16 protein-coding genes are annotated in these 17,764 nt (G+C 67.6%); 8 read left to right on the forward strand and 8 right to left on the reverse strand.

Going from position 1 to position 17,764, the window contains the following annotated elements; genetic code table 11:
- Positions 1-2: 2 nt before the first annotated feature.
- Complete coding sequence (locus ACQ5DX_RS10590) at positions 3-419, reverse strand: VOC family protein (protein ID WP_430332586.1); 417 nt, start codon at positions 417-419, stop codon at positions 3-5.
- A 115-nt stretch (positions 420-534) separates the two neighbouring features.
- Here ACQ5DX_RS10590 and ACQ5DX_RS10595 point away from each other — a divergent pair, with 115 nt between their 5' ends.
- On the forward strand, positions 535-1,515 hold the full coding sequence (locus ACQ5DX_RS10595; protein WP_430332587.1) for a helix-turn-helix transcriptional regulator: 981 nt from the start codon (positions 535-537) through the stop codon (positions 1,513-1,515).
- Between the two features lie 1,278 nt (positions 1,516-2,793).
- Positions 2,794-3,507, forward strand: a complete 714-nt coding sequence (locus ACQ5DX_RS10600; protein ID WP_430335615.1) for a SigB/SigF/SigG family RNA polymerase sigma factor — start codon at positions 2,794-2,796, stop codon at positions 3,505-3,507.
- Between the two features lie 7 nt (positions 3,508-3,514).
- Here ACQ5DX_RS10600 and ACQ5DX_RS10605 read toward each other — a convergent pair whose 3' ends face one another.
- Positions 3,515-3,748: a hypothetical protein gene (locus tag ACQ5DX_RS10605; protein ID WP_280760422.1), complete on the reverse strand. Its 234-nt coding sequence runs from the start codon at positions 3,746-3,748 to the stop codon at positions 3,515-3,517.
- 509 nt (positions 3,749-4,257) lie between these two features.
- On the opposite strand from ACQ5DX_RS10605, the gene ACQ5DX_RS10610 reads away from it, so the two are divergent.
- From ACQ5DX_RS10610 to ACQ5DX_RS10620, 3 genes are all read left to right on the forward strand, one after another.
- Entirely contained in the window at positions 4,258-5,283 is a 1,026-nt protein-coding gene (locus ACQ5DX_RS10610) for a tyrosine-type recombinase/integrase (RefSeq protein WP_430332588.1), read from the forward strand.
- A 527-nt stretch (positions 5,284-5,810) separates the two neighbouring features.
- Positions 5,811-7,175, forward strand: coding sequence for an MFS transporter (locus tag ACQ5DX_RS10615; protein ID WP_430335616.1), 1,365 nt, complete (start codon positions 5,811-5,813; stop codon positions 7,173-7,175).
- A 157-nt stretch (positions 7,176-7,332) separates the two neighbouring features.
- Entirely contained in the window at positions 7,333-8,709 is a 1,377-nt protein-coding gene (locus ACQ5DX_RS10620) for an NAD(P)/FAD-dependent oxidoreductase (RefSeq protein ID WP_430332589.1), read from the forward strand.
- Positions 8,710-8,805: 96 nt separating this feature from the next.
- Here ACQ5DX_RS10620 and ACQ5DX_RS10625 read toward each other — a convergent pair whose 3' ends face one another.
- Together ACQ5DX_RS10625 and ACQ5DX_RS10630 are read right to left on the reverse strand one after the other, a co-directional pair.
- Complete coding sequence (locus tag ACQ5DX_RS10625) at positions 8,806-10,167, reverse strand: MFS transporter (protein ID WP_430332590.1); 1,362 nt, start codon at positions 10,165-10,167, stop codon at positions 8,806-8,808.
- A gap of 69 nt (positions 10,168-10,236) precedes the next feature.
- Entirely contained in the window at positions 10,237-11,049 is an 813-nt protein-coding gene (locus tag ACQ5DX_RS10630) for a HalD/BesD family halogenase (protein WP_430332591.1), read from the reverse strand.
- Between the two features lie 155 nt (positions 11,050-11,204).
- Here ACQ5DX_RS10630 and ACQ5DX_RS10635 point away from each other — a divergent pair, with 155 nt between their 5' ends.
- Positions 11,205-12,176, forward strand: a complete 972-nt coding sequence (locus ACQ5DX_RS10635; RefSeq protein ID WP_430332592.1) for a LysR family transcriptional regulator — start codon at positions 11,205-11,207, stop codon at positions 12,174-12,176.
- A 46-nt stretch (positions 12,177-12,222) separates the two neighbouring features.
- On the opposite strand, the gene ACQ5DX_RS10640 is transcribed toward ACQ5DX_RS10635, so the two are convergent.
- From ACQ5DX_RS10640 to ACQ5DX_RS10650, 3 genes are all read right to left on the reverse strand, one after another.
- Positions 12,223-13,770, reverse strand: a complete 1,548-nt coding sequence (locus tag ACQ5DX_RS10640; RefSeq protein ID WP_430332593.1) for an HAL/PAL/TAL family ammonia-lyase — start codon at positions 13,768-13,770, stop codon at positions 12,223-12,225.
- A 293-nt stretch (positions 13,771-14,063) separates the two neighbouring features.
- Positions 14,064-14,525, reverse strand: a complete 462-nt coding sequence (locus ACQ5DX_RS10645; protein WP_430332594.1) for a PaaI family thioesterase — start codon at positions 14,523-14,525, stop codon at positions 14,064-14,066.
- 170 nt (positions 14,526-14,695) lie between these two features.
- A complete protein-coding gene (locus ACQ5DX_RS10650) occupies positions 14,696-15,295 on the reverse strand; it encodes a TetR family transcriptional regulator (RefSeq protein ID WP_430332595.1) in 600 nt (199 codons plus the stop codon).
- Positions 15,296-15,425: 130 nt separating this feature from the next.
- On the opposite strand from ACQ5DX_RS10650, the gene ACQ5DX_RS10655 reads away from it, so the two are divergent.
- Both ACQ5DX_RS10655 and ACQ5DX_RS10660 read left to right on the forward strand, forming a co-directional pair.
- Positions 15,426-16,349 (forward strand): aldo/keto reductase, encoded by a 924-nt coding sequence (locus ACQ5DX_RS10655; protein ID WP_430332596.1) that lies wholly within the window; start codon positions 15,426-15,428, stop codon positions 16,347-16,349.
- Between the two features lie 133 nt (positions 16,350-16,482).
- Positions 16,483-16,836 (forward strand): hypothetical protein, encoded by a 354-nt coding sequence (locus ACQ5DX_RS10660; protein ID WP_430332597.1) that lies wholly within the window; start codon positions 16,483-16,485, stop codon positions 16,834-16,836.
- Between the two features lie 152 nt (positions 16,837-16,988).
- Here ACQ5DX_RS10660 and ACQ5DX_RS10665 read toward each other — a convergent pair whose 3' ends face one another.
- Positions 16,989-17,726 (reverse strand): hypothetical protein, encoded by a 738-nt coding sequence (locus tag ACQ5DX_RS10665; protein WP_430332598.1) that lies wholly within the window; start codon positions 17,724-17,726, stop codon positions 16,989-16,991.
- Positions 17,727-17,764 lie beyond the last annotated feature (38 nt).

Below are 17,764 nucleotides of genomic sequence, written 5' to 3' on the forward strand. Positions count from 1 at the left end.
CTCTAGGGGTACTCGACGGCGATGTCCAGGATCCACGTAACGCCGAATCGGTCGGTGAGTTGGCCGTAGAGCGGCGCCCACTGCGAGGGACCGAGGGGCTGCTTGATCGTCGCGCCGTCCGCGAGCCTGTCCCAGAAGCCTTGGAGCTCTTCCGGGTCGGTGCCGCGAACCGAGACGAAGAAGGGATCCTGCCCCTGGCTCCACGGCAGGTTCGGGTAGACGTCGTAGGCCATGATCCGGAATCCGTTGTCGGCAGCAACCTGCCCCCAGGTGACATGGTCGGCCGTCTCGGGGGTGGGGTTGCCCATATCGGCGTAGCTGATGATTTCCAGCTCCCCGCAGAAGACCTTCTGGTAGAACTCCAGCGCCTCGCGAGCGTTGCCGCGGAAATTCAGGTGCGGGGTGACGTTGACGGTCATGGAACGTGCTCCTCGTGTTCGTCCTGTAGTGACCGGCGGTTGGTCCGGCCTCCACGAACAAGCCTCACAGCAGTACCGGTCATATCGTGTCCGCTTCTCCGAGAGAATGGGTGACATGGCCGGATCGCCCTCGCGAATGCTGAAGCTGCTGTCGTTGCTCCAGGCCGGACGGGACTGGCCTGGGCGCGTCCTCGCCGAGCGGCTCGGAATCAGCGACCGCACCCTGCGCCGAGATGTGGACCACCTGCGGGAACTGGGCTACCGAATCAGCGCGATCAAGGGACCCGACGGCGGCTATCGCCTCGACCCGGGTTCGGAACTGCCACCACTGTTGTTCGATGACGACCAAGCCGTCGCCCTGACCGTCGCCCTGCAGGTCGCGGCGGCGTCCGGCGTGACGGATGGTGAGGCGGCGCTACAAGCTCTGATGAGGATCCGTCAGGTGATGCCGTCACGACTGCTGCACCGGATCGACGCGGTCGCGTTCACGACACTGCCCGCCGACAATGCCGGGGCCACCGCTGTGGATCCGAAGATACTCATCGCGGTCAGCTCGGCGGTACGAGAGCAGCTGGTACTACGTTTCGACTACGTCTCGGTGGCCCGCAGCGCTGATGACGCGCATTCGCGGCGTCGCGTGGAACCGCACCATGTCGTGTTCGCCGGCGGACGCTGGTACCTCGTCGCCTGGGACCTCGAGAGCGATGACTGGCGCGCATTCCGGCTCGACCGGATGACGCCGCGCATTCCGACGGGACCCCGATTCGTGCCACGCACCGTGCCCAGAGGCGATGTCCGCGACTTCCTCGCCGGGCGTTTCAAGGGATCGGATCGCGGAAACGTCTGGCCCTGCATGGGAGAGGTCGTGCTGCACCTGCCGGCTCGTGACGTTGCTCCATTCGTCCCGGACGGCATCGTGGAGGAGCTCGCGTCCGACCGCTGCCGACTCGTCGTCGGCGCGTGGTCCTGGGTGGCGTTGGCGGCGTCCATCGGTCGCTTCGACGCAGCGATCCTCGAGGTCGCACCCCGAGCACTCGCCGATGCCTTCGAGCTACTCGCCGAGCGATTCGCCGACGCCGCCCGAACAGGCGACTGACGCGGTCATCTGGCCACAGACGCCCCACGATGTATTCGTCACGTGACTAAATGGAGCCGAGGGGGCGGGAAGCGTGGGATCGACGGGCGAGTGCCCAATCCGGACTTTCCGGACACCCAGGCGATGCCTGGCCGGTCCGACGATGTGCCGCAGACCGCGGTGGCGAGGTACAGCCGGGCGTCCGAAGATGACCCAGGCGATCCACGGGATGCCGACGCGCGCGCATGCCGTCGCAACCAGCTGGACGGACGGAGTTTCCGGGCGGTCCACGGTGGCCGTCGCACGGGCACGTCGTCGCGGCCGACAAGTCGGCCGGAACTGCAGGAGATGCCGACGATCCGGCCAGGTCGCCGGCGTCGATGACGAGTCACGCAGGAACGTCGGACACCGGATATCCGCAGTTCACCGTTTCGCCGATAATCCACATTATGTCAAGTAATGGATTTCGGACCGCCCCCGAAACCGAGCAGGCCCGGCCCGGGACTGCGCCGGCATGCGACGGCCTGCCGTTGCATACGCGACACCTCCCGCGCGCATCCTGACGTCCCGCGCACCCAATCGTGCGAGCCGCACGCCAACTCGCGCGCGGCGGACCCGGACCCCGCCACGCCGGCCGATGCCCATGGAGCCGTCCGCGCGGATCCGCCGTACATCCGGGACGTCCGAGATGCGGCGCGCGACAGTCCTGACACATACGGCCGACGCGTCGTCGCGTGTACCGGAAACGAAACGACGATCGACACGATGCGACGATCTGCGTACACAGCGCGTGCGCCGGCGCGCCCGACAGGTTACGGTGCACACGGCGCCGACCACGCTGCCCCGCCGACCTCTACCGGCATCCGCACCACCGTCATGGATAATGCCGAATATCCATGTGCGCGTTGGGCTTTCATCGTAGTCAACGATCCGGGAACGCGCACCCGATTCGCGCCGGCGAAGCGTCGGTTCGCGACCTGTCGGTATTCGTGCATTCGCGATGAGTTCCCTCCGGTACCACCCGTTTCTCTGGTACGGGCGGTATCCGATGTGGGTGGGACGAGCGTTCCGGACGATCCGTCCGACCACGGCCACTCCCCTCCCCACTCTCCCCACCGGGCCGCTGGCGCGTCATACGATGAACGAAGCCGATGTCCGAGGAGGACACGTGAGGCAGGAATCCCGGCTCGACTCCCCGACGCCGAGCGAGTCCGCTCGCCGACCGCGTGGGGCGATCGTGTGAGTCGTCAGGTCGAGCACACCGACGAGTACCGCGACGTGGGTCCGGTCTTCGAGTCCATGGCGACGCTCGACCACACGGATCCGCGGTATCGGATGCTGCGCGATTCCGTCGTCACCCGCTGCCTCCCCCTCGCCGACCACATCGCGCGCCGGTTCGACGGCCGCGGCGAGTTCCACGACGACCTCGTCCAGGTTGCCCGGGTGGGACTGGTCAATGCGGTCAACCGGTACGACGTGCACGTGGGCTCCGACTTCGTGGCGTTCGCCGTCCCGACGATGATGGGCGAGGTACGCCGCCACTTCCGGGATACCGGATGGGCCGTGCGGGTCCCCCGCCGCATCAAGGAGTTGCACCTCGAGATCACCCGGTCGGCGGCGCTTCTCTCGCAACAGCTAGGTCGACTTCCCACGGTGCACGAGATCGCCGCCGAGTTGCGGATCTGTGAGGACGACGTCGCCGAGGGGCTACTGGCCGCCAACGCGTACCAGACGGTGTCCGTCGATGCGGGTACCGCCAGCCGCGTCCACGACCATCCGTTGGCGGAGGTGCTGGGCGACGACGACGCCCGCCTCGAGGCCGTCGAGGACCACGAGACACTGCGTCCCGTTCTCGCCGCGCTCCCCGACCGCGAGCGCCGAATCGTCCTCATGAGGTTCTTCGGCAATCTGACGCAGAGCCGAATCGCCGAGGAGGTCGGAATCTCCCAGATGCACGTGTCGCGGTTGCTGGCTCGCTCCCTGGCGACGCTGCGCGACCAGCTCGAACGGTGACGACCCGTCACACGCGATCGACCAGTTGTTCGTGCCCTGCCCTCCGCGCGCAGTTGGCACAGCAGAAGATGCGGCTTTCGTCCTCGACGCCGTGACCGAGGATTCGGCATCCGCAGTGCCCGCACACCGGCGCCATCGCTTGTGCCGCGCATTCGAAGCTGTCGAAAACCCCTCGGCGATCCCCCATGATGACCGTGAACGCCTTGTCGTAGTCGTTGCCGCACGTCTCGCAGGTCGACATCGTTCGCCTCCTCGTCCGGGCCGGCAGAGTCCGGCCGACTCGAGAGGCGGATACCCCGAACGCGGGGGCACTACACGCGGATCCGGGACTGAGCGCCGTCCCGAGGCCACACGCGACGGGCGGGGCCGGGGACGGCAGAAAAGTTAAAGCCAGGCACACGTCGGGGGGTGTGCCTGGCGCTATTGAAGGTATGAGATCGGGGCATGTCAGCGAAAGCTGAAAAGGGGTGAAATCAGGGGTGAACCCGATTGCCGCCGTGCGCCACCCACGCGCCGCGCCGCACGAAATGCCCTGGACGCGCGTTTGTTCTGGGGAAATGGACTCACCGGTCACCCGGTGCGCCCGGCGCCCGAACCCGCGCGCGTCAGCACCATCGTCCCGAACGCGGTGGCCGGTGGCGCGGTCCCGCGTCCGGGTGAACTGCCTATACACTGCTCGGGTGCGGATCGAACACATGTGCTGGTCCGCGCGGGTCGACTGGCAACGGAAGGACATTGGGGCGGACCGGCGTGAGCGACGATCGACGACTACTCGACGCCTGGTTCGGTGAGTTCCTGCTGCATCGCAGCACCGCGAAGCCGTCACCCCACACGCTCAAGGCGTATCGACAGGATTACGCGGGTATCTGCGAGTTCCTGGCGGAGCAGTGCGGGGTTCCCGCGGCCGCGTTACCGGTGCAGGTGATCACAAAGCCGTCGATGCAGCAGGCGTTCGCGTCGTTCGCCGCGACGCACGAGGTGGCGTCGATCCGTCGCTGCTGGTCCACCTGGAACACGCTGTGCGACTACTTGTTCTCGCTCGATGCGATCGTCGCCAACCCGATGTCGGCGGTTCTGCGCCCGAAGGCGCCGAAGCGTATTCCCAAGGCGCTGCCGTCCGACGCGGTTGCCCGTCTCATCGCGACGTTGCAGGAGGAGGACACCGACGGCGTCCAACCGTGGGGGGAACGAGACTTCGCGATCATCCTGACCGCGTTGCTGACGGGGATGCGGTCGTCGGAGTTGATCGCGGTGGACATCGGGGACGTGCGCGGCGCGGTCGACGGCGGGGCCGGTGCGACGAAGGTGATCCTGGTACGCGGCAAGGGCAGCAAGGAACGGGTCGCGACGGCCGAACCCGCGTTGGTGGCCACGTTGACCGGGTACCTGCAGTCGCGGATCGATCGTTTCCCGGGTTCGACGAAGCGTCGGGTGGCGCCGGACGCGACCGCGTGGCAGCACTTCCGTAGCACCGATCCCCTGTTCGTGGGTGCGGACGGGACCCGGATAACGCGGGGGACGCTGCAGTACCGCGTGCTGCGGGCCTATCGCCGCGCCGGCATCAACGGGGAACGCGCGAAAGGTGCTCTGACCCACCAGTTCCGCCACACCTTTGCCACCAACATGGCCGACGAGAACGTCAGCATCTTCACGTTGATGCGGATGCTCGGCCACGAGTCGATGAACACGACGCAGGTGTACACCGAGGGCGCGGGTACCGGCGTGCGCGAGGCGGCGGCGCGGAATCCGCTGTACCGGCTGCTCGACGGGAACTGACCGTCCTCGGGCGCAGTGTCCGCCGCGGGCGGGGATTTCGCCGATTCCGGCCCGGGATGTCCTGTCGCCTGGAAGACTGGTCGGTAGTTCGTTCGGCCCGGCCGCGGTCCGCGCCCATGCACGGACGCCGCCGAGTGCGTCCCCCGCTCCCGTTCAGCGGGACTTTCGGTCGTCGACCCCACCCCACGCGACAGCCCCGCTACCAGGCATCTTCGGGATCGCCCCAGTTCGTCGGCGTTGCGCGCGTCACCGCCCGGTCCCACTGAGTGCGCAGTGACGCAGCCCACCCATAGTGAGTTGCCACACTGTGATCCACGGAACAGAGGCGCCGCCCACCCATGGCCGCTTTCCGCCTGTAGGCGCGACGATCTCGCGATTCTTCGAATACACGCATCACGGCCTGCATTCCGGGCCGGTCAAGAGTCTGGACATCTACTTCAGTGACAGCAACCGCAGACACACGCGCCACGACCGCGGCGCCCCGCGGCGCAGCGCGTGGCCGGTTCAACCGGCAGCGCCCCGCGTGGGTGATCATCACCGTTCTCGTGTTGGTCGAGGTCATCAGCGCCTTCGAGACGTCGATGGTGTACGGCGCGATCCCCACGCTCATCAAGGAGTTCCACAGCGACGCAGCGACCGTCGGCTGGGCAGTCACCGCGTTCCTCCTCGTCGCCGCCGCCTCGGCCGCCGTTTGCGGTCGCCTGGGCGACATGTACGGCCGTGAGCGTGTCCTCACCGTGCTCCTCGCCGCCGCGGCCCTGGGCTCGTTCGTCAGCGCGATCGGCGACAGCATCGGCAGCATCATCGTCGGTCGCGCCATCCAGGGCGTCGCGGGAGCGATCCTGCCGCTGTGCATCGGTTTGGCTCGCGAACACCTGCCGGCCGTCAAGGTGCCCGTCGCCATCGCGATTATCTCCGGTTCGGCGGTGGCCGCCGGGTCGGCGTCGCTGCTTGTGGCCGGGTTCATGCTCGACCATGCGAGCTGGCACATGATCTTCGTCGTCGCGGCCGTGTACGCGGTGCTGGCGCTGCTGCTGGTGCTGTTCGTGCTGCCGTGGCGTCCGCCGGTCGGGACCACGCAGCGGGTGGACTACCTCGGCACGATCGCGTTCGCCCCGGCGATCGCGGCGGTGCTGCTCGGCATCAACAAGTCGGGCGCGTGGGGTTGGACCGACGCGAAGACGCTCGGCCTGGTCGTCGGTGGTGTGGCGGTGCTCGCGCTGTGGGTGCTGTGGGAGCTGCGGGTCACCGACCCGATCGTCAACGTGCGTCTGTTCACCGATCGCAAGGTGGCGCTGACGATGTGCGCGACGCTGGCCATCGCCGTCGGCCCGATGGGCATCAGCACGATGATCATCCCGATGATCCTGCAGTCGCCGACGACGGCGGCGTTCGGTCTCGGCATCTCCCCCACGAACGCCGGCTGGCTCTCGTTCATCGGTTCGCTTTTCGGGTTCGTGTGCACGCCGCTCAGCGGCCGCATCACCCGTGCGGTCGGATCGCGGGCCTCGATGCTCCTCGGCACCGCGCTGTTCGTGGCCAGCAGCGCGATGATGCTGTTCCTGCACGACTCGGTCGCCGGCATGGTCGCGATGATCATCACCGTGTCGATCGGTACGGCGTTCGCGTACACCGCACTGCCGAACCTCATCGTCGAGGCGGTGCCGGAGGACAACACCAGCGAGGCGACCGGCACCAACTCGGTGCTGCGCACCGGCGGCCAGGGCATCGGCACGTCGATCGCGACGATGCTGCTGGCGTCGTCCGCCACGGCGGCCGGTCCGACGGTGTCGGGGCTCAACATGGTCGGCACGCTGATGATCGTCGCGGGCCTGCTGACGATCGGTTTCACCTTGCTGATCCGTCGCGGCAGCGTGTACGCCGCGGCCTAGCGTCAGCGGTCGAGCGACCGGCTGCGGGCGGTGGGAGTACATCCCACCGCCCGCAGCCGTTTCCGTGTCCGACGGCGCAGAGTTGTCGAGACGACCGCCCACCCGGCGGTTACGGTGACAGGGACGGCACTTTTCGACGACCTTCGAGGAGCGCGAAATGAGCACCCCCGCGTCACAACCTTTTCGCCATCGGGTCGTGGTCATCGGATCCGGGTTCGGTGGGCTGTTCGCCACCCAGGCGCTCAAACGGGCACCGGTGGACATCACGCTCGTCGCGCGGACGACCCATCATCTGTTCCAGCCGCTGCTGTATCAGGTGGCGACGGGGATCCTGTCGGTGGGCGACATCGCGCCGGCGACCCGAATGGTGCTGCGCAAACAGAAGAACGTCGAGGTGCTCCTCGGTGACGTCGAGACGATCGACCTGGCGGCCGGCAAGGTCACGTCGCGGCTGCTCGACCGGGAGACCGTCACCGAGTTCGATTCCCTGATCGTCGCGGCCGGGGCCGGGCAGTCCTACTTCGGCAACGACCACTTCGCCGAGTTCGCGCCGGGCATGAAGACCATCGACGACGCGCTCGAACTGCGCGGCCGCATTCTCGGCGCGTTCGAGCAGGCGGAGCTGTCCGACGACCCCGAGGAGCGCGAACGCCTGCTGACGTTCGTGGTGGTCGGGGCGGGACCGACCGGCGTGGAGATGGCCGGACAGATCGCCGAACTCGCGCATCGGACGCTGGCGGGGGCGTTCCGGCGGATCGATTCGCGGGACGCCCGGGTGATCCTGCTCGACGGCGCGCCCGCGGTGTTGCCGGTGTACGGCGGCAAGCTCAGCCGCAAGGCCGCCGAGCGGCTCGGGAAGCTGGGCGTGGAGATCAAGCTGAACGCGATGGTGACGAACGTCGACGTGAACGGGCTGGTCGTCAAGAATCAGGACGGCAGCGAGACCCGGATCGAGGCGCAGTGCAAGGTGTGGTCGGCCGGTGTCCAGGCGAGCCCGCTGGGTAGGCAGTTGGGTGAGCAGTCGGGCGCCGAGGTCGATCGGGCCGGTCGGGTCCACGTCAACCCGGATCTGACGTTGCCCGGCTATCCGAACGTGTTCGTCATCGGCGACATGATGTCGCTGGACAGGCTGCCCGGTCTGGCGCAGGTGGCAATGCAGGGCGGCAAGTACGCGGCCAAGGAGATCCGCGCGGGGCTCGACGGCGCCCGACCCGGGGACCGGCAGCCGTTCAAGTACTTCGACAAGGGCTCGATGGCGACGATCTCCCGGCACAGCGCCGTCGCGAAGGTCGGCAAGCTCGAGATCAGTGGATTCATCGGCTGGATCATGTGGCTGGTCATCCACCTGATGTATCTGATCGGGTTCCGCAGCCGGCTCTCGACGGTGATCTCGTGGACGGTCTCGTTCCTCGGTCGGGGGCGCGCGCAGATGGCGTCGACCGAGCAGCAGGTGTTCGCGCGCAACGCAATCGACGTCCTGCAGGAGCAGGGTCGAGCGCGCCGCCGCGACGCCGAATCACGCGAGGCCGGCTGAGGCCACGCGTCGGCGCCGGGAGGTGTCCGGAGCCCCGCCCGGTGTCGTACCGGGCGGGGCTCCGCGTTCTGTCAGGTGTTGCGCTCTCCGGGTGTGTCAGGCGCAGTCCTCGAGGGCGAGGTGGGACGTTTCCGGGGCCATCGTGGCCGATGTCACCGCGCCGATCAGCAGCACGGCCACCAGCCCCAGCATCGACGCGGTGAGCCCGAACGACGAGAGCGCGATCGGCAGCAGGAAGGTGCCCGCGGCGGATCCGATCCGGCTCGCCCCGTTGAGTAGTCCCACCCCGGATCCCCGCAACTCGGTGGGGAACAGCTCCGGTGGATAGACCTGCTCGAGATTCGACGCTCCCGACATCACGAAGGTGAAGACGATGAACGCGCCCAGAACGATCGGCAGGGGGCCGTTCGGGCCGATGGCCACGATCGCGAGTGTGACGGCCATGATCCAGAACGAGGAGATGAGCAGGCCCCGACGCGACATCTTGGCGACGAACCACAGGCCCGCGATGCCGCCGGCGAGGAGGAACAGGTTGAGGACAGCTCCGCCGAAGAACTCGCGGTCACCGAGTCCGATCTTCACCATGAGGATCGGCAGGAACGTGTAGATCGCGAAGTACGGAATGACCTGGCAGTTGAAGAACAACATGCCGAATATCGTGCGCTGCCGGTACTTTCGCCCGAAGAAGTCCCGGTAGCGCGCGTTCGCCGGTCGCTGCTCGCCGGCGAGGCGGTCGACGTCCAGCTGCCCGTCGAGATAGGTCGTGGAGATCTCGCGGGCTTCGTCGAGTCGCCCCTTGCTGATCAGCCAGCGTGGAGATTCGGGAGTTCCGATCCGCAGAACGAGGACGAGCAGGGCCGGCAGGGCACCGCTGGCGAGTAGCCACCGCCAGGAATCGTCGGAGAACTGCACCAGGTAGCTCCCCACGAAGTAGGCGACGACGTATCCCACGGTCCACATCACCGTCAGCGACGCGAGCAAACCACCGCGGTAGCGGCGCGGCACGAACTCGGCCACCAACGTCGGTCCCAGGGCGTAGTCTGCACCGACCCCGAACCCGATCAGCAATCTCAGGATCAGCAGCGTCACGGGTCCGTCGACGAAGAACTGAGCGAGTGACGCGATCGTGATCAGGACGAAGTCGAGCATGTACACCCGCTTGCGGCCGAACTTGTCGCCGAGCCAGCCGAGGATGACGCTGCCGAAGAAGATGCCGATCAGCATCGATGCGCCGAGCATGCCCTGCCAGACGGGGCCGAGCGCCATCTGCGGGGCGATCACGGTCAGCGCGATGCCGATGCTGCCGAGTGCGTAGCCGTCGGAGAAGTTCGCGCCGAAGGTCAGCGCCGTGATCTTGACGTGGAATCTGTTCAGCGGCGCCTCCTCGTAGTCCGGTGGCGACTGGCCACCCTTCGCTGTGGCTGCGACGTGCGAGGGTTTCAGGCTGGTGGCGTGCATGACCGATGGCTCCGTTCAGGTCGTTCCTCGAAAGTCTTTGACGCCGAAACGGCGTGCAGGCGGGCGGCGCTACCGGTTGCGCCCGTAGAACAGGTCCTGGGTCAGCTTGTTGAGCCGCATGTCGGGGCGCTCCCCGTAGGTCAGCACCGAGTTGATGCGCGGCCGAGGCCCGGCCGTCGGGCTCACGCGGTGAAGCGCGCACCTGCCGTGGAAGATCGCCAGTGTGCCGGGGCCGCTGGCGAGGCGGATGACGCCTTCGCCGTCCCCTTCGAGCACCCGCTGGACGCCGGCGTAGTTCTCGCTTTCGTCCGAGCGCAGCCCCGGGTAGTAGTCGAAGTGTCCGCCCTCGGTCGCGTCCTGGTACAGGATGGTGACGGCGAACTCGCTTCGATCGAAGTGCCAGCCCAACTCGTCGCCGTCGTCGAACAGCGCGATCATCACCGCGTCGAGCGGGTCGGCGCTGCGGTGCAGCTCGTTCTTGCCGAGAACGGCGGCGATGAATCGTGTCAGGTCGTCGGAGGCGTAGAGACGGCGGATCGGCGAATCGACCGGAATCCGGTCGCACGCGATCGTCTGCTTCGCCGATCGCTGCTGCGCCGTCCGCGGGTGACCGGCCGGGACCGAATCGTCGGCCGGTTCGAAGTAGACGGTGTGGGTGTTGTCCGTGCGGAATGCGTGCGAGGCGAGCTCGGTCGTCTGTGCCACCAGCCGGTCGACCGCGTCGCGGACGACGAAGCCCGGGAGCTGGCAGACGCCCGCGCGGCGAAGCTCGTCGCGGCATGCGGCCACGAGCGCGCGGCCCCGCTCGCTGTCGAGGGCGTCGATCGGGTAACGCTGCAGGTCGACGACGTCTGCGTAGCCGGTGGCAGTTGCCTGGGACATGGTTCCTCCTGGACGGATTCGGGTGGGGGTCGGTCGCCTCGACGAAGGGACGAAGTGTGAGGCACGAGGCGGTGACATGAGATTGTCAGCTGCATCACATTAGAGCAATTCATGTTCGCACTAATGTTCAGTAGAAACGCTTCTACACTGGGCTGGTGAAACGGGATCTCAGCACAATCGAGTTGCGCTATCTGTCGGCCTTGATCGCGGTCCACCGGGAGGGATCGTTCAGCCGGGCGGCGGAGAGCCTCGGATACACGCAATCCGCGGTGAGCCAGCAGATCGCGCGCCTCGAACGAGGCATCGGACACCAGCTGGTGGAGCGCCCCGGCGGACCGCGACCGGTCTCGCTCACGGGCGCCGGCCAGGTCTTGCTGCGACACGCGGACGCGATCGTCGCACGACTGTCGAGCGCGGCCGCCGACCTCGAGTCCCTGGACAAGGGCACCGCCGGCACGCTGCGCATCGGCTGCTACCAGAGCGTCGGGGTACGGATCCTGCCGCGCGTCATGCGACAGTTCGCCACCACATACCCCGGCGTTGCCGTCCAACTGGTCGAGAACGAGGACGACGGCGAATTGCTTCGGCAGGTCGAGCGCGGCGAACTGGACCTGACCTTCGTCGTCGCGCCACTACCGGCCGGACCGTTCGACTCCGAGGAACTACTCGAGGATCCGTACGTCGCGGTCGTGCGCGCGGATTCCCCGCTGACCCGGCACGGCACCCACGTGACGCTCGACGAACTCGACGGCACGCCCCTGATCAGCTACGCGCAGGTCCGTGAGGCCCATCTCATCGAGAATCGACTGGGCCGGCCGTCCCTGCGTGAGCAGATCGTGTTCCGATCCAACGACAACGGGGTGATTCTCGGTCTCGCTGCGGAAGGTGTCGGGGCGGCCGTGATCCCTTGGCTCTCCGTCGACCCGCACCGTCAGGGCATCCGCGTCCTCCAGATCGCGGGTGTCGGCCGGCGCGTGATAGGGATCGCGTGGCATCGAGACCGTTACCAGATCCCGGCGGCCCACGCCTTCATCGATCTCGCGCACAGCGTCGCGCGCGACGAGGAGGTCACCATGCGCATCGATCTCTCCCCCGACGAGGCCCGCCGGGTCACGGGCGACGGGTGAAAGCGCTTCGGGGGCCCACGCGTGTGGGCCCCCGAAGCGGGGTTCGTCAGAACTCGAGCGTGCCGACGACATCCTCGACGGACCGGATGACGGTGCCGTCGAATACCTGGCGAGCGATCACTTCGATATCGTCGCCGAAGAATCGGTCTTCCGACACGGTCGGCACCATCTCACGGACGACGCGGCGGAGCTCACGCGAGGCGTCCGAGCCGCGCTCGCCACCGAGCAGATCGTGCGCCTGCGTGGCACACATCAACTCGATCGCCAGGATGTAGCGCAGCTTGCCCACCATCCGGTACGCCTTCGTGACGGCGAGGTAGGCGTTGCTGACCGGGTCCTCCTGGTTCGCCGACGTCGGCACCGAATCGACGGACGCGGGCATGCACGCGGCCTTCATCTCCATGTAGAGCGCCGCAGCGGTGTACTGCGGAATCATGTAGCCGTTGTCGAGCCCCGGATTCGGCGCCAGGAACGGCGGCAGTTCGCTGAAGGCGCTGTTGACCATTCGGTCGGTCCGCCGTTCGGAGACTTTCGCGAGGACCGTCATCGCAGTCGCCAGCAGATCGGCCTGGATGCCCACGAATGTGCTGTCGAAGTTCGCCCCCATCAACGCGACGCCGTCGTCGCCCTCGGGGAACAGGACCGGGTTGTCGCCGACCGAGTGCAGTTCGTCCTCGATGATCCGCCACGCGTCCTTGATCGCCCGCTTGGCTCCACCGTGGATCTGCGGGATCCCGCGCAGGCTGTACGTGTCCTGCACTCGGTAGTCGGCGTACTTCTCGACGATGTCGCTGCCGTCCAGGATCCGGGTGACGTTCTTGGCCACCGACGCCTGCTCCGGGTGCTTCTTCACCGCCTGCAGGCGCGGGTCGAACGCCTTGATCGTCCCCTTGAGCGCCTCCACGGCGACCGCGGCCACGATGTCGGCGACGGTGGCGGCGCGCACGGCGTCGTATGCGAGCAGGACGGCGATCGCGGTGACGGTGTGCGTGCCGTTCGTGAGGGTCAGCCCCTCTTTGCATCCCAGGGTCACCGGCTCGAGCCCGTGATTCGCCAATGCCATACGCGCGGGAACGATTTCACCATCGAGATGGACCCGCCCCTCCCCGATGAGCGCCATCGCCATGTGCGCCTCCGGACTGAGGTAGCCGACCGAGCCTTCGCCCGGCACGTACGGCGTGATCCGGTTGTTCAGAAGGTCGCGGACCAGTCCGAGGACTTCCAGGCTCGTTCCCGAGGAGCCCTGCCCCAGACCGACGAGCATCATCAGCTGCGTTGCCCGCACCATTTCCTCGGTGAGCGGCTCGCCCACCGAGACGGCGTGCGAGAGCACGATGTTGCGCTGCAACTTCTCGGCGTTCTCCGGCGAGATGACCTCCGTGACGTTGTTGCCGAATCCTGTTGTCACTCCGTAGATCAGGCGGTTCTCCGACAGAAACCGCTCGATCAGCTTGCGGGACCGACGCACGCGTTCGATGTAGGCGGGCGTGAACTCGACCCTGGCGCCGAAGCGGGCGACCGCGACGAACTCGTCGATCGAAATGGGCTGGTCTCCGAGCTTGACCTCGGTGATGTCCTGGGCATGGGTCGTCATTGCGAAAACACACCTCCGTTGATGTCTGGATGCTGAACCGCCACCGAGACGCGCGTGAGCGACGCGGCGCCCTGCGGGATCGCCGGCGACGGCAGCCGGGGTGTTTGACGCTACTTGATGAATATCCGATTGGGCATGACGATTGCTAATACCCCTATTACCGCGAGCGGATCCCGGGCAGACCGGGGCATCGACGACGGCCGCACGGGCACAACGGATTCGGAGGTCCGCATCGGGACCGGAACGGGGTTCGGTGGAGGTCGGTCGCGAGGACCGACCTCCACCCGCCGCGACTACTTGTTGCCGAGCGCGGCGGTCTCGGTGATGTTCTGCAGGCGCACCTGCCCGCGGGCGACGGTTCGACCCTGGTCGTCGGTGACCGTGACGAGCCACAACTGCTGGCTGCGTCCCCGGTGCACCGGGGACGCCTCGGCGAACAGGATGCCGTCGCGGGTGGCGCGGAGGAAGTCGGTGTTGTTGTTGACGCCGACGACGTGGCCGCGGTCGCCGAGCCACAGGCTCGCCGCGATGCTGGCAACAGATTCGATCACCGCGCAGTGCACGCCGCCGTGCATGATCCCCCACGGCTGGTACAGCGCGGGGGTGACTTTCCACTGTGCGCGGACGCGGTCGGGGGTCAGTTCGGTGAACTCGAGGCCGAGCGCCTCGCCGAATCCCTTGTTGAGGAACGCGTTGACCTCGGCCGGGTCCGATCCCTCACCCAGCACGAATCCGTTCTCTGCGTCGCTCGCCATGTTCTGCTCCATCCGCTGATTCGGGCGATTATGTACCTCGTCATAGTGATCCACACCGCTGCGGGCGCCGCAACCGCCCCCACCGCACGGCCCGTCCGTCGGATCCGGCTTCCCGAAAACCCCACCTAGACGGAGTGCCGCCGTTCAGCGCCGCTGATCGTGCCGTCGACTCACCTCTGCCGGCTTGCCCCGGCGGCGGGGAACAGTCGCGCGACTGCGGTGACGATCGCCGCGCGGCGGGCTGCGGAGAACGCGTCTCGGTCGGCAGGGTCGATGGTGTCGGTGAGGTCGGGTTGGCCGGCCCACGACATGGCGAGCTGGTTGAGGAACATCAGGATGTCGAGCGGATTCCAGGCGGGGTCGAGGTGGCCGTCGCGTTGCGCACGGCGCAACTGCTCGACCTTGCGGGTCACGGTGTCGCGGGTGGCGTCGTCGGTCCCGGTGTCGGTCAGCTCGAGTTGCCCCCACCGCATCAGGCGCAGGTTGTCGGGATATCGGGTGAAGTAGTCGTGGATTCGCCCCGCATAGCCGGGTAGGTCGGTGGCGTCCATCTGCGTGGCCTCGGCGACCGCGGCAAGTTCCTGGGCTGCGACGAGGCTGTAGAGCGCTTCTTTGCTCCGGAAATGGGCGTAGACGCGTTCTTTGCTGGTTTTGGCGGTCTTGGCGATCCGGTCCACCCGCGCACCGGCGATCCCGTAGTGCGCGAACTCGGCCTTGGCCGCGTCGAGGATGCGGACGCGGGTGGAATCGCCGGGGTTCGAGGTGGTCATGGCGGCCATCCTATCGAACCGAACCGTTTGGTTTGCCTGCTGGCCGGGGCGGACGTATCGTCAAACCAAACAGTTCGGTTTGACTCGAGGAGGAATGATCATGTAGGTCAAGACGCTCGGAAGTCAGGGGTTGACGGTCTCCGAGATCGGCTACGGCTCGATGGGAACGGTCATGGCCTACGGTGCCAGTGACGACGAGCAGTCCGTCGCCGCGATCCGACGCGCCCACGAGCTCGGAGTGAACTTCTTCGACACCGCCGAGCTGTACGGATGGGGTGAAGGCGAGAAGCTGCTGGGGCGGGCGCTCGCACCGGTGCGTGAGCAGGTGCTGATCGCGACCAAGTTCGGCTTCACGCGCGAGTTCGGCACCGATTCGCGTCCCGAGCACATCCGGCAGGTGGTCGAGAACAGCCTGCGCAACCTCGGTGTGGACTCGATCGATCTGCTCTACCAGCACCGCGTCGACCCGACCGTCCCGATCGAGGACGTCGTGGGCGCGATGGCCGAGCTCGTCACCGCCGGAAAGGTGCGCTACCTCGGGCTTTCCGAAGCCGGACCCGACGACATCCGCAAAGCGCATGCGACACACCCGATCTCGGTACTGCAGACCGAGTACTCGATCTTCGCCCACGACGTCGAGCCGCTGTTCCCGCTGCTGGAAGAACTCGGCATCGGTTTCGTCGCCTATTCGCCGCTGGCGCGTGGCTTCCTGACCGGCGCGGTGCCGCGACGCGACAGCGACGACCCGCAGGATGGCCGCAAACACCTGCCCTGGTGGAGCCCGGACAACTACGAGGCGAACCTTGCCGTCGTCGCCCAGCTCGCCACGCTCGCCGAGTCCAAGGGCGTCACGGTGTCCCAGCTCGCGTTGGCCTGGCTGCTGGCGCAAAAGGACTACATCGTCCCCATCCCCGGCTCACGCAACCGGGACCGTGTCGCCCAGAACGTTGCCGCCGCCGAACTCGTCCTGACTGCCGAGGACCTGGCCCGCATCACCGAGATTGCCCCCACCGGCGCACAAGGGGGCCGCGGCACACCCTCCCCCTGGCTCTGAGGACCGGCCGGCGCAGCCCTTCCCGCGCCTTCGGTGCCGGGTAGTGCCCAGGAACCACCTTCGGCGCCCCGCCCCGCGCGCTACGGTCACAGCACGCGGACTCCGAAAACGAAACGCCCGACGGGAGACCCTGATGCACGACAGGACCGACAGTGCCGATCCGGCACGCGCACTGCTCGACGATCTCGCCGCCGACTTCCTCCGGGACCCCGGCGTCGAGTTCGGCACGATGTTCCGCAGTCCGGGCCTGCGGGTGTTCGGCAAGATCTTCGCGTTCCTCGGCCGGGATCGGCGCCTGATCGTCAAGCTTCCACGCCCCCGCGCCGAGGAGGTTGTGGAGGCGGGGTCGGCCCGGGAGGTCACGATGGGCAAGCGAACGATGCGGGAATGGGTCGGTTTTCCGGTCGACGACGACGACCTCGACGGAACGTTGACCACGTGGCGCCGGGCCGCTCGCGAGGCCCACGACTACGTCGCCGACCGCTGACGGCGGAGACGAGACGGCGGGTTCCGCGCAGTGCGCGGAACCCGCCGTGGAAGGGACCGGGAGTCTCTGCAGCCCTCAGGACTCCGGCACGGTCCAGCAGAAGTGACCGGACTAAGTATAGGCAAGGCTGCCCTAATTGGACAACCCCTCGGTCAGCACGCGGTCGCCAGCACGGCACGCGCGCGCACCGCGACCCCCGCCGCCTCGAAGGCGTCGAGCAGTCCCTGCCCCCGGCGTGACGCCACCGCGCGCGACGTGCCCGTCCGGATCGGCACGTGTGTCGCCGCGCCGAGAACCGCATCCGCGACGAGCGTCGCGAACCGGGCCGCGTCGACCGGCGCCGTCGCCTCCAGCCTCCTTCGGATCGTGGCCAGCGAGGTGAGGCACCGGTGCACCGTCCACACCAGCAGCGCCCGCTCGCACGGCAGCGTCACCACGTCGCGGGTGCCGGCGAGCGGGTCGTCCGGCAGCACGCGCAGCGTCTGGTCGACCACGCCCGCCCAGTCGATCCCGCAATCGCTGTCCATGTGGACCCACAGATTGTCGACGCCCGGATCCCAGGCGCGCCCGTCGAGGACGACCAGCGCCGCGACCCGGCCGACGACCGCGTGCACGAGCGCGGCCGCCACCTGATCGGCCGCCGCCCGCGGCGAGTGCAGATCCGCGAGCATGTGCGCGTACATCTGCCCGACGCGATCCTTGGGCAGGTCGTCCGCGAGTTCGTCGGAGCGGGTGCAGGCCGCGATCGGCCACCACCGCCGTTTGCCCTGCTGGGACATCGCCGCGACGGCGTAGACGCGGGGGTAGTCCGGCGAGATGCCCCGCAGGCGGGTGCAGGATTGCGCGAACGGCCCCTCCTCGGGCGTAGTGAACTGAGCCTGCGCATTCACGAACACGATTCCTCCATCGAGTGTCGATACCGACGGCA

It is taken from the genome of Rhodococcus sp. ACT016 (assembly GCF_050477185.1).
Classification (GTDB): domain Bacteria; phylum Actinomycetota; class Actinomycetes; order Mycobacteriales; family Mycobacteriaceae; genus Prescottella.

Coding starts and splice junctions, on each gene's coding strand:
- ACQ5DX_RS10600 (WP_430335615.1), top strand. CDS start 2,794: ATGGCGACGCTCGACCACACGGATCCGCGGTATCGGATGCTGCGCGAT.
- ACQ5DX_RS10590 (WP_430332586.1), bottom strand. CDS start 419: ATGACCGTCAACGTCACCCCGCACCTGAATTTCCGCGGCAACGCTCGC.
- ACQ5DX_RS10660 (WP_430332597.1), top strand. CDS start 16,483: ATGCACGACAGGACCGACAGTGCCGATCCGGCACGCGCACTGCTCGAC.
- ACQ5DX_RS10650 (WP_430332595.1), bottom strand. CDS start 15,295: ATGACCACCTCGAACCCCGGCGATTCCACCCGCGTCCGCATCCTCGAC.
- ACQ5DX_RS10630 (WP_430332591.1), bottom strand. CDS start 11,049: ATGTCCCAGGCAACTGCCACCGGCTACGCAGACGTCGTCGACCTGCAG.
- ACQ5DX_RS10645 (WP_430332594.1), bottom strand. CDS start 14,525: ATGGCGAGCGACGCAGAGAACGGATTCGTGCTGGGTGAGGGATCGGAC.
- ACQ5DX_RS10595 (WP_430332587.1), top strand. CDS start 535: ATGGCCGGATCGCCCTCGCGAATGCTGAAGCTGCTGTCGTTGCTCCAG.
- ACQ5DX_RS10640 (WP_430332593.1), bottom strand. CDS start 13,770: ATGACGACCCATGCCCAGGACATCACCGAGGTCAAGCTCGGAGACCAG.
- ACQ5DX_RS10620 (WP_430332589.1), top strand. CDS start 7,333: ATGAGCACCCCCGCGTCACAACCTTTTCGCCATCGGGTCGTGGTCATC.
- ACQ5DX_RS10625 (WP_430332590.1), bottom strand. CDS start 10,167: ATGCACGCCACCAGCCTGAAACCCTCGCACGTCGCAGCCACAGCGAAG.
- ACQ5DX_RS10605 (WP_280760422.1), bottom strand. CDS start 3,748: ATGTCGACCTGCGAGACGTGCGGCAACGACTACGACAAGGCGTTCACG.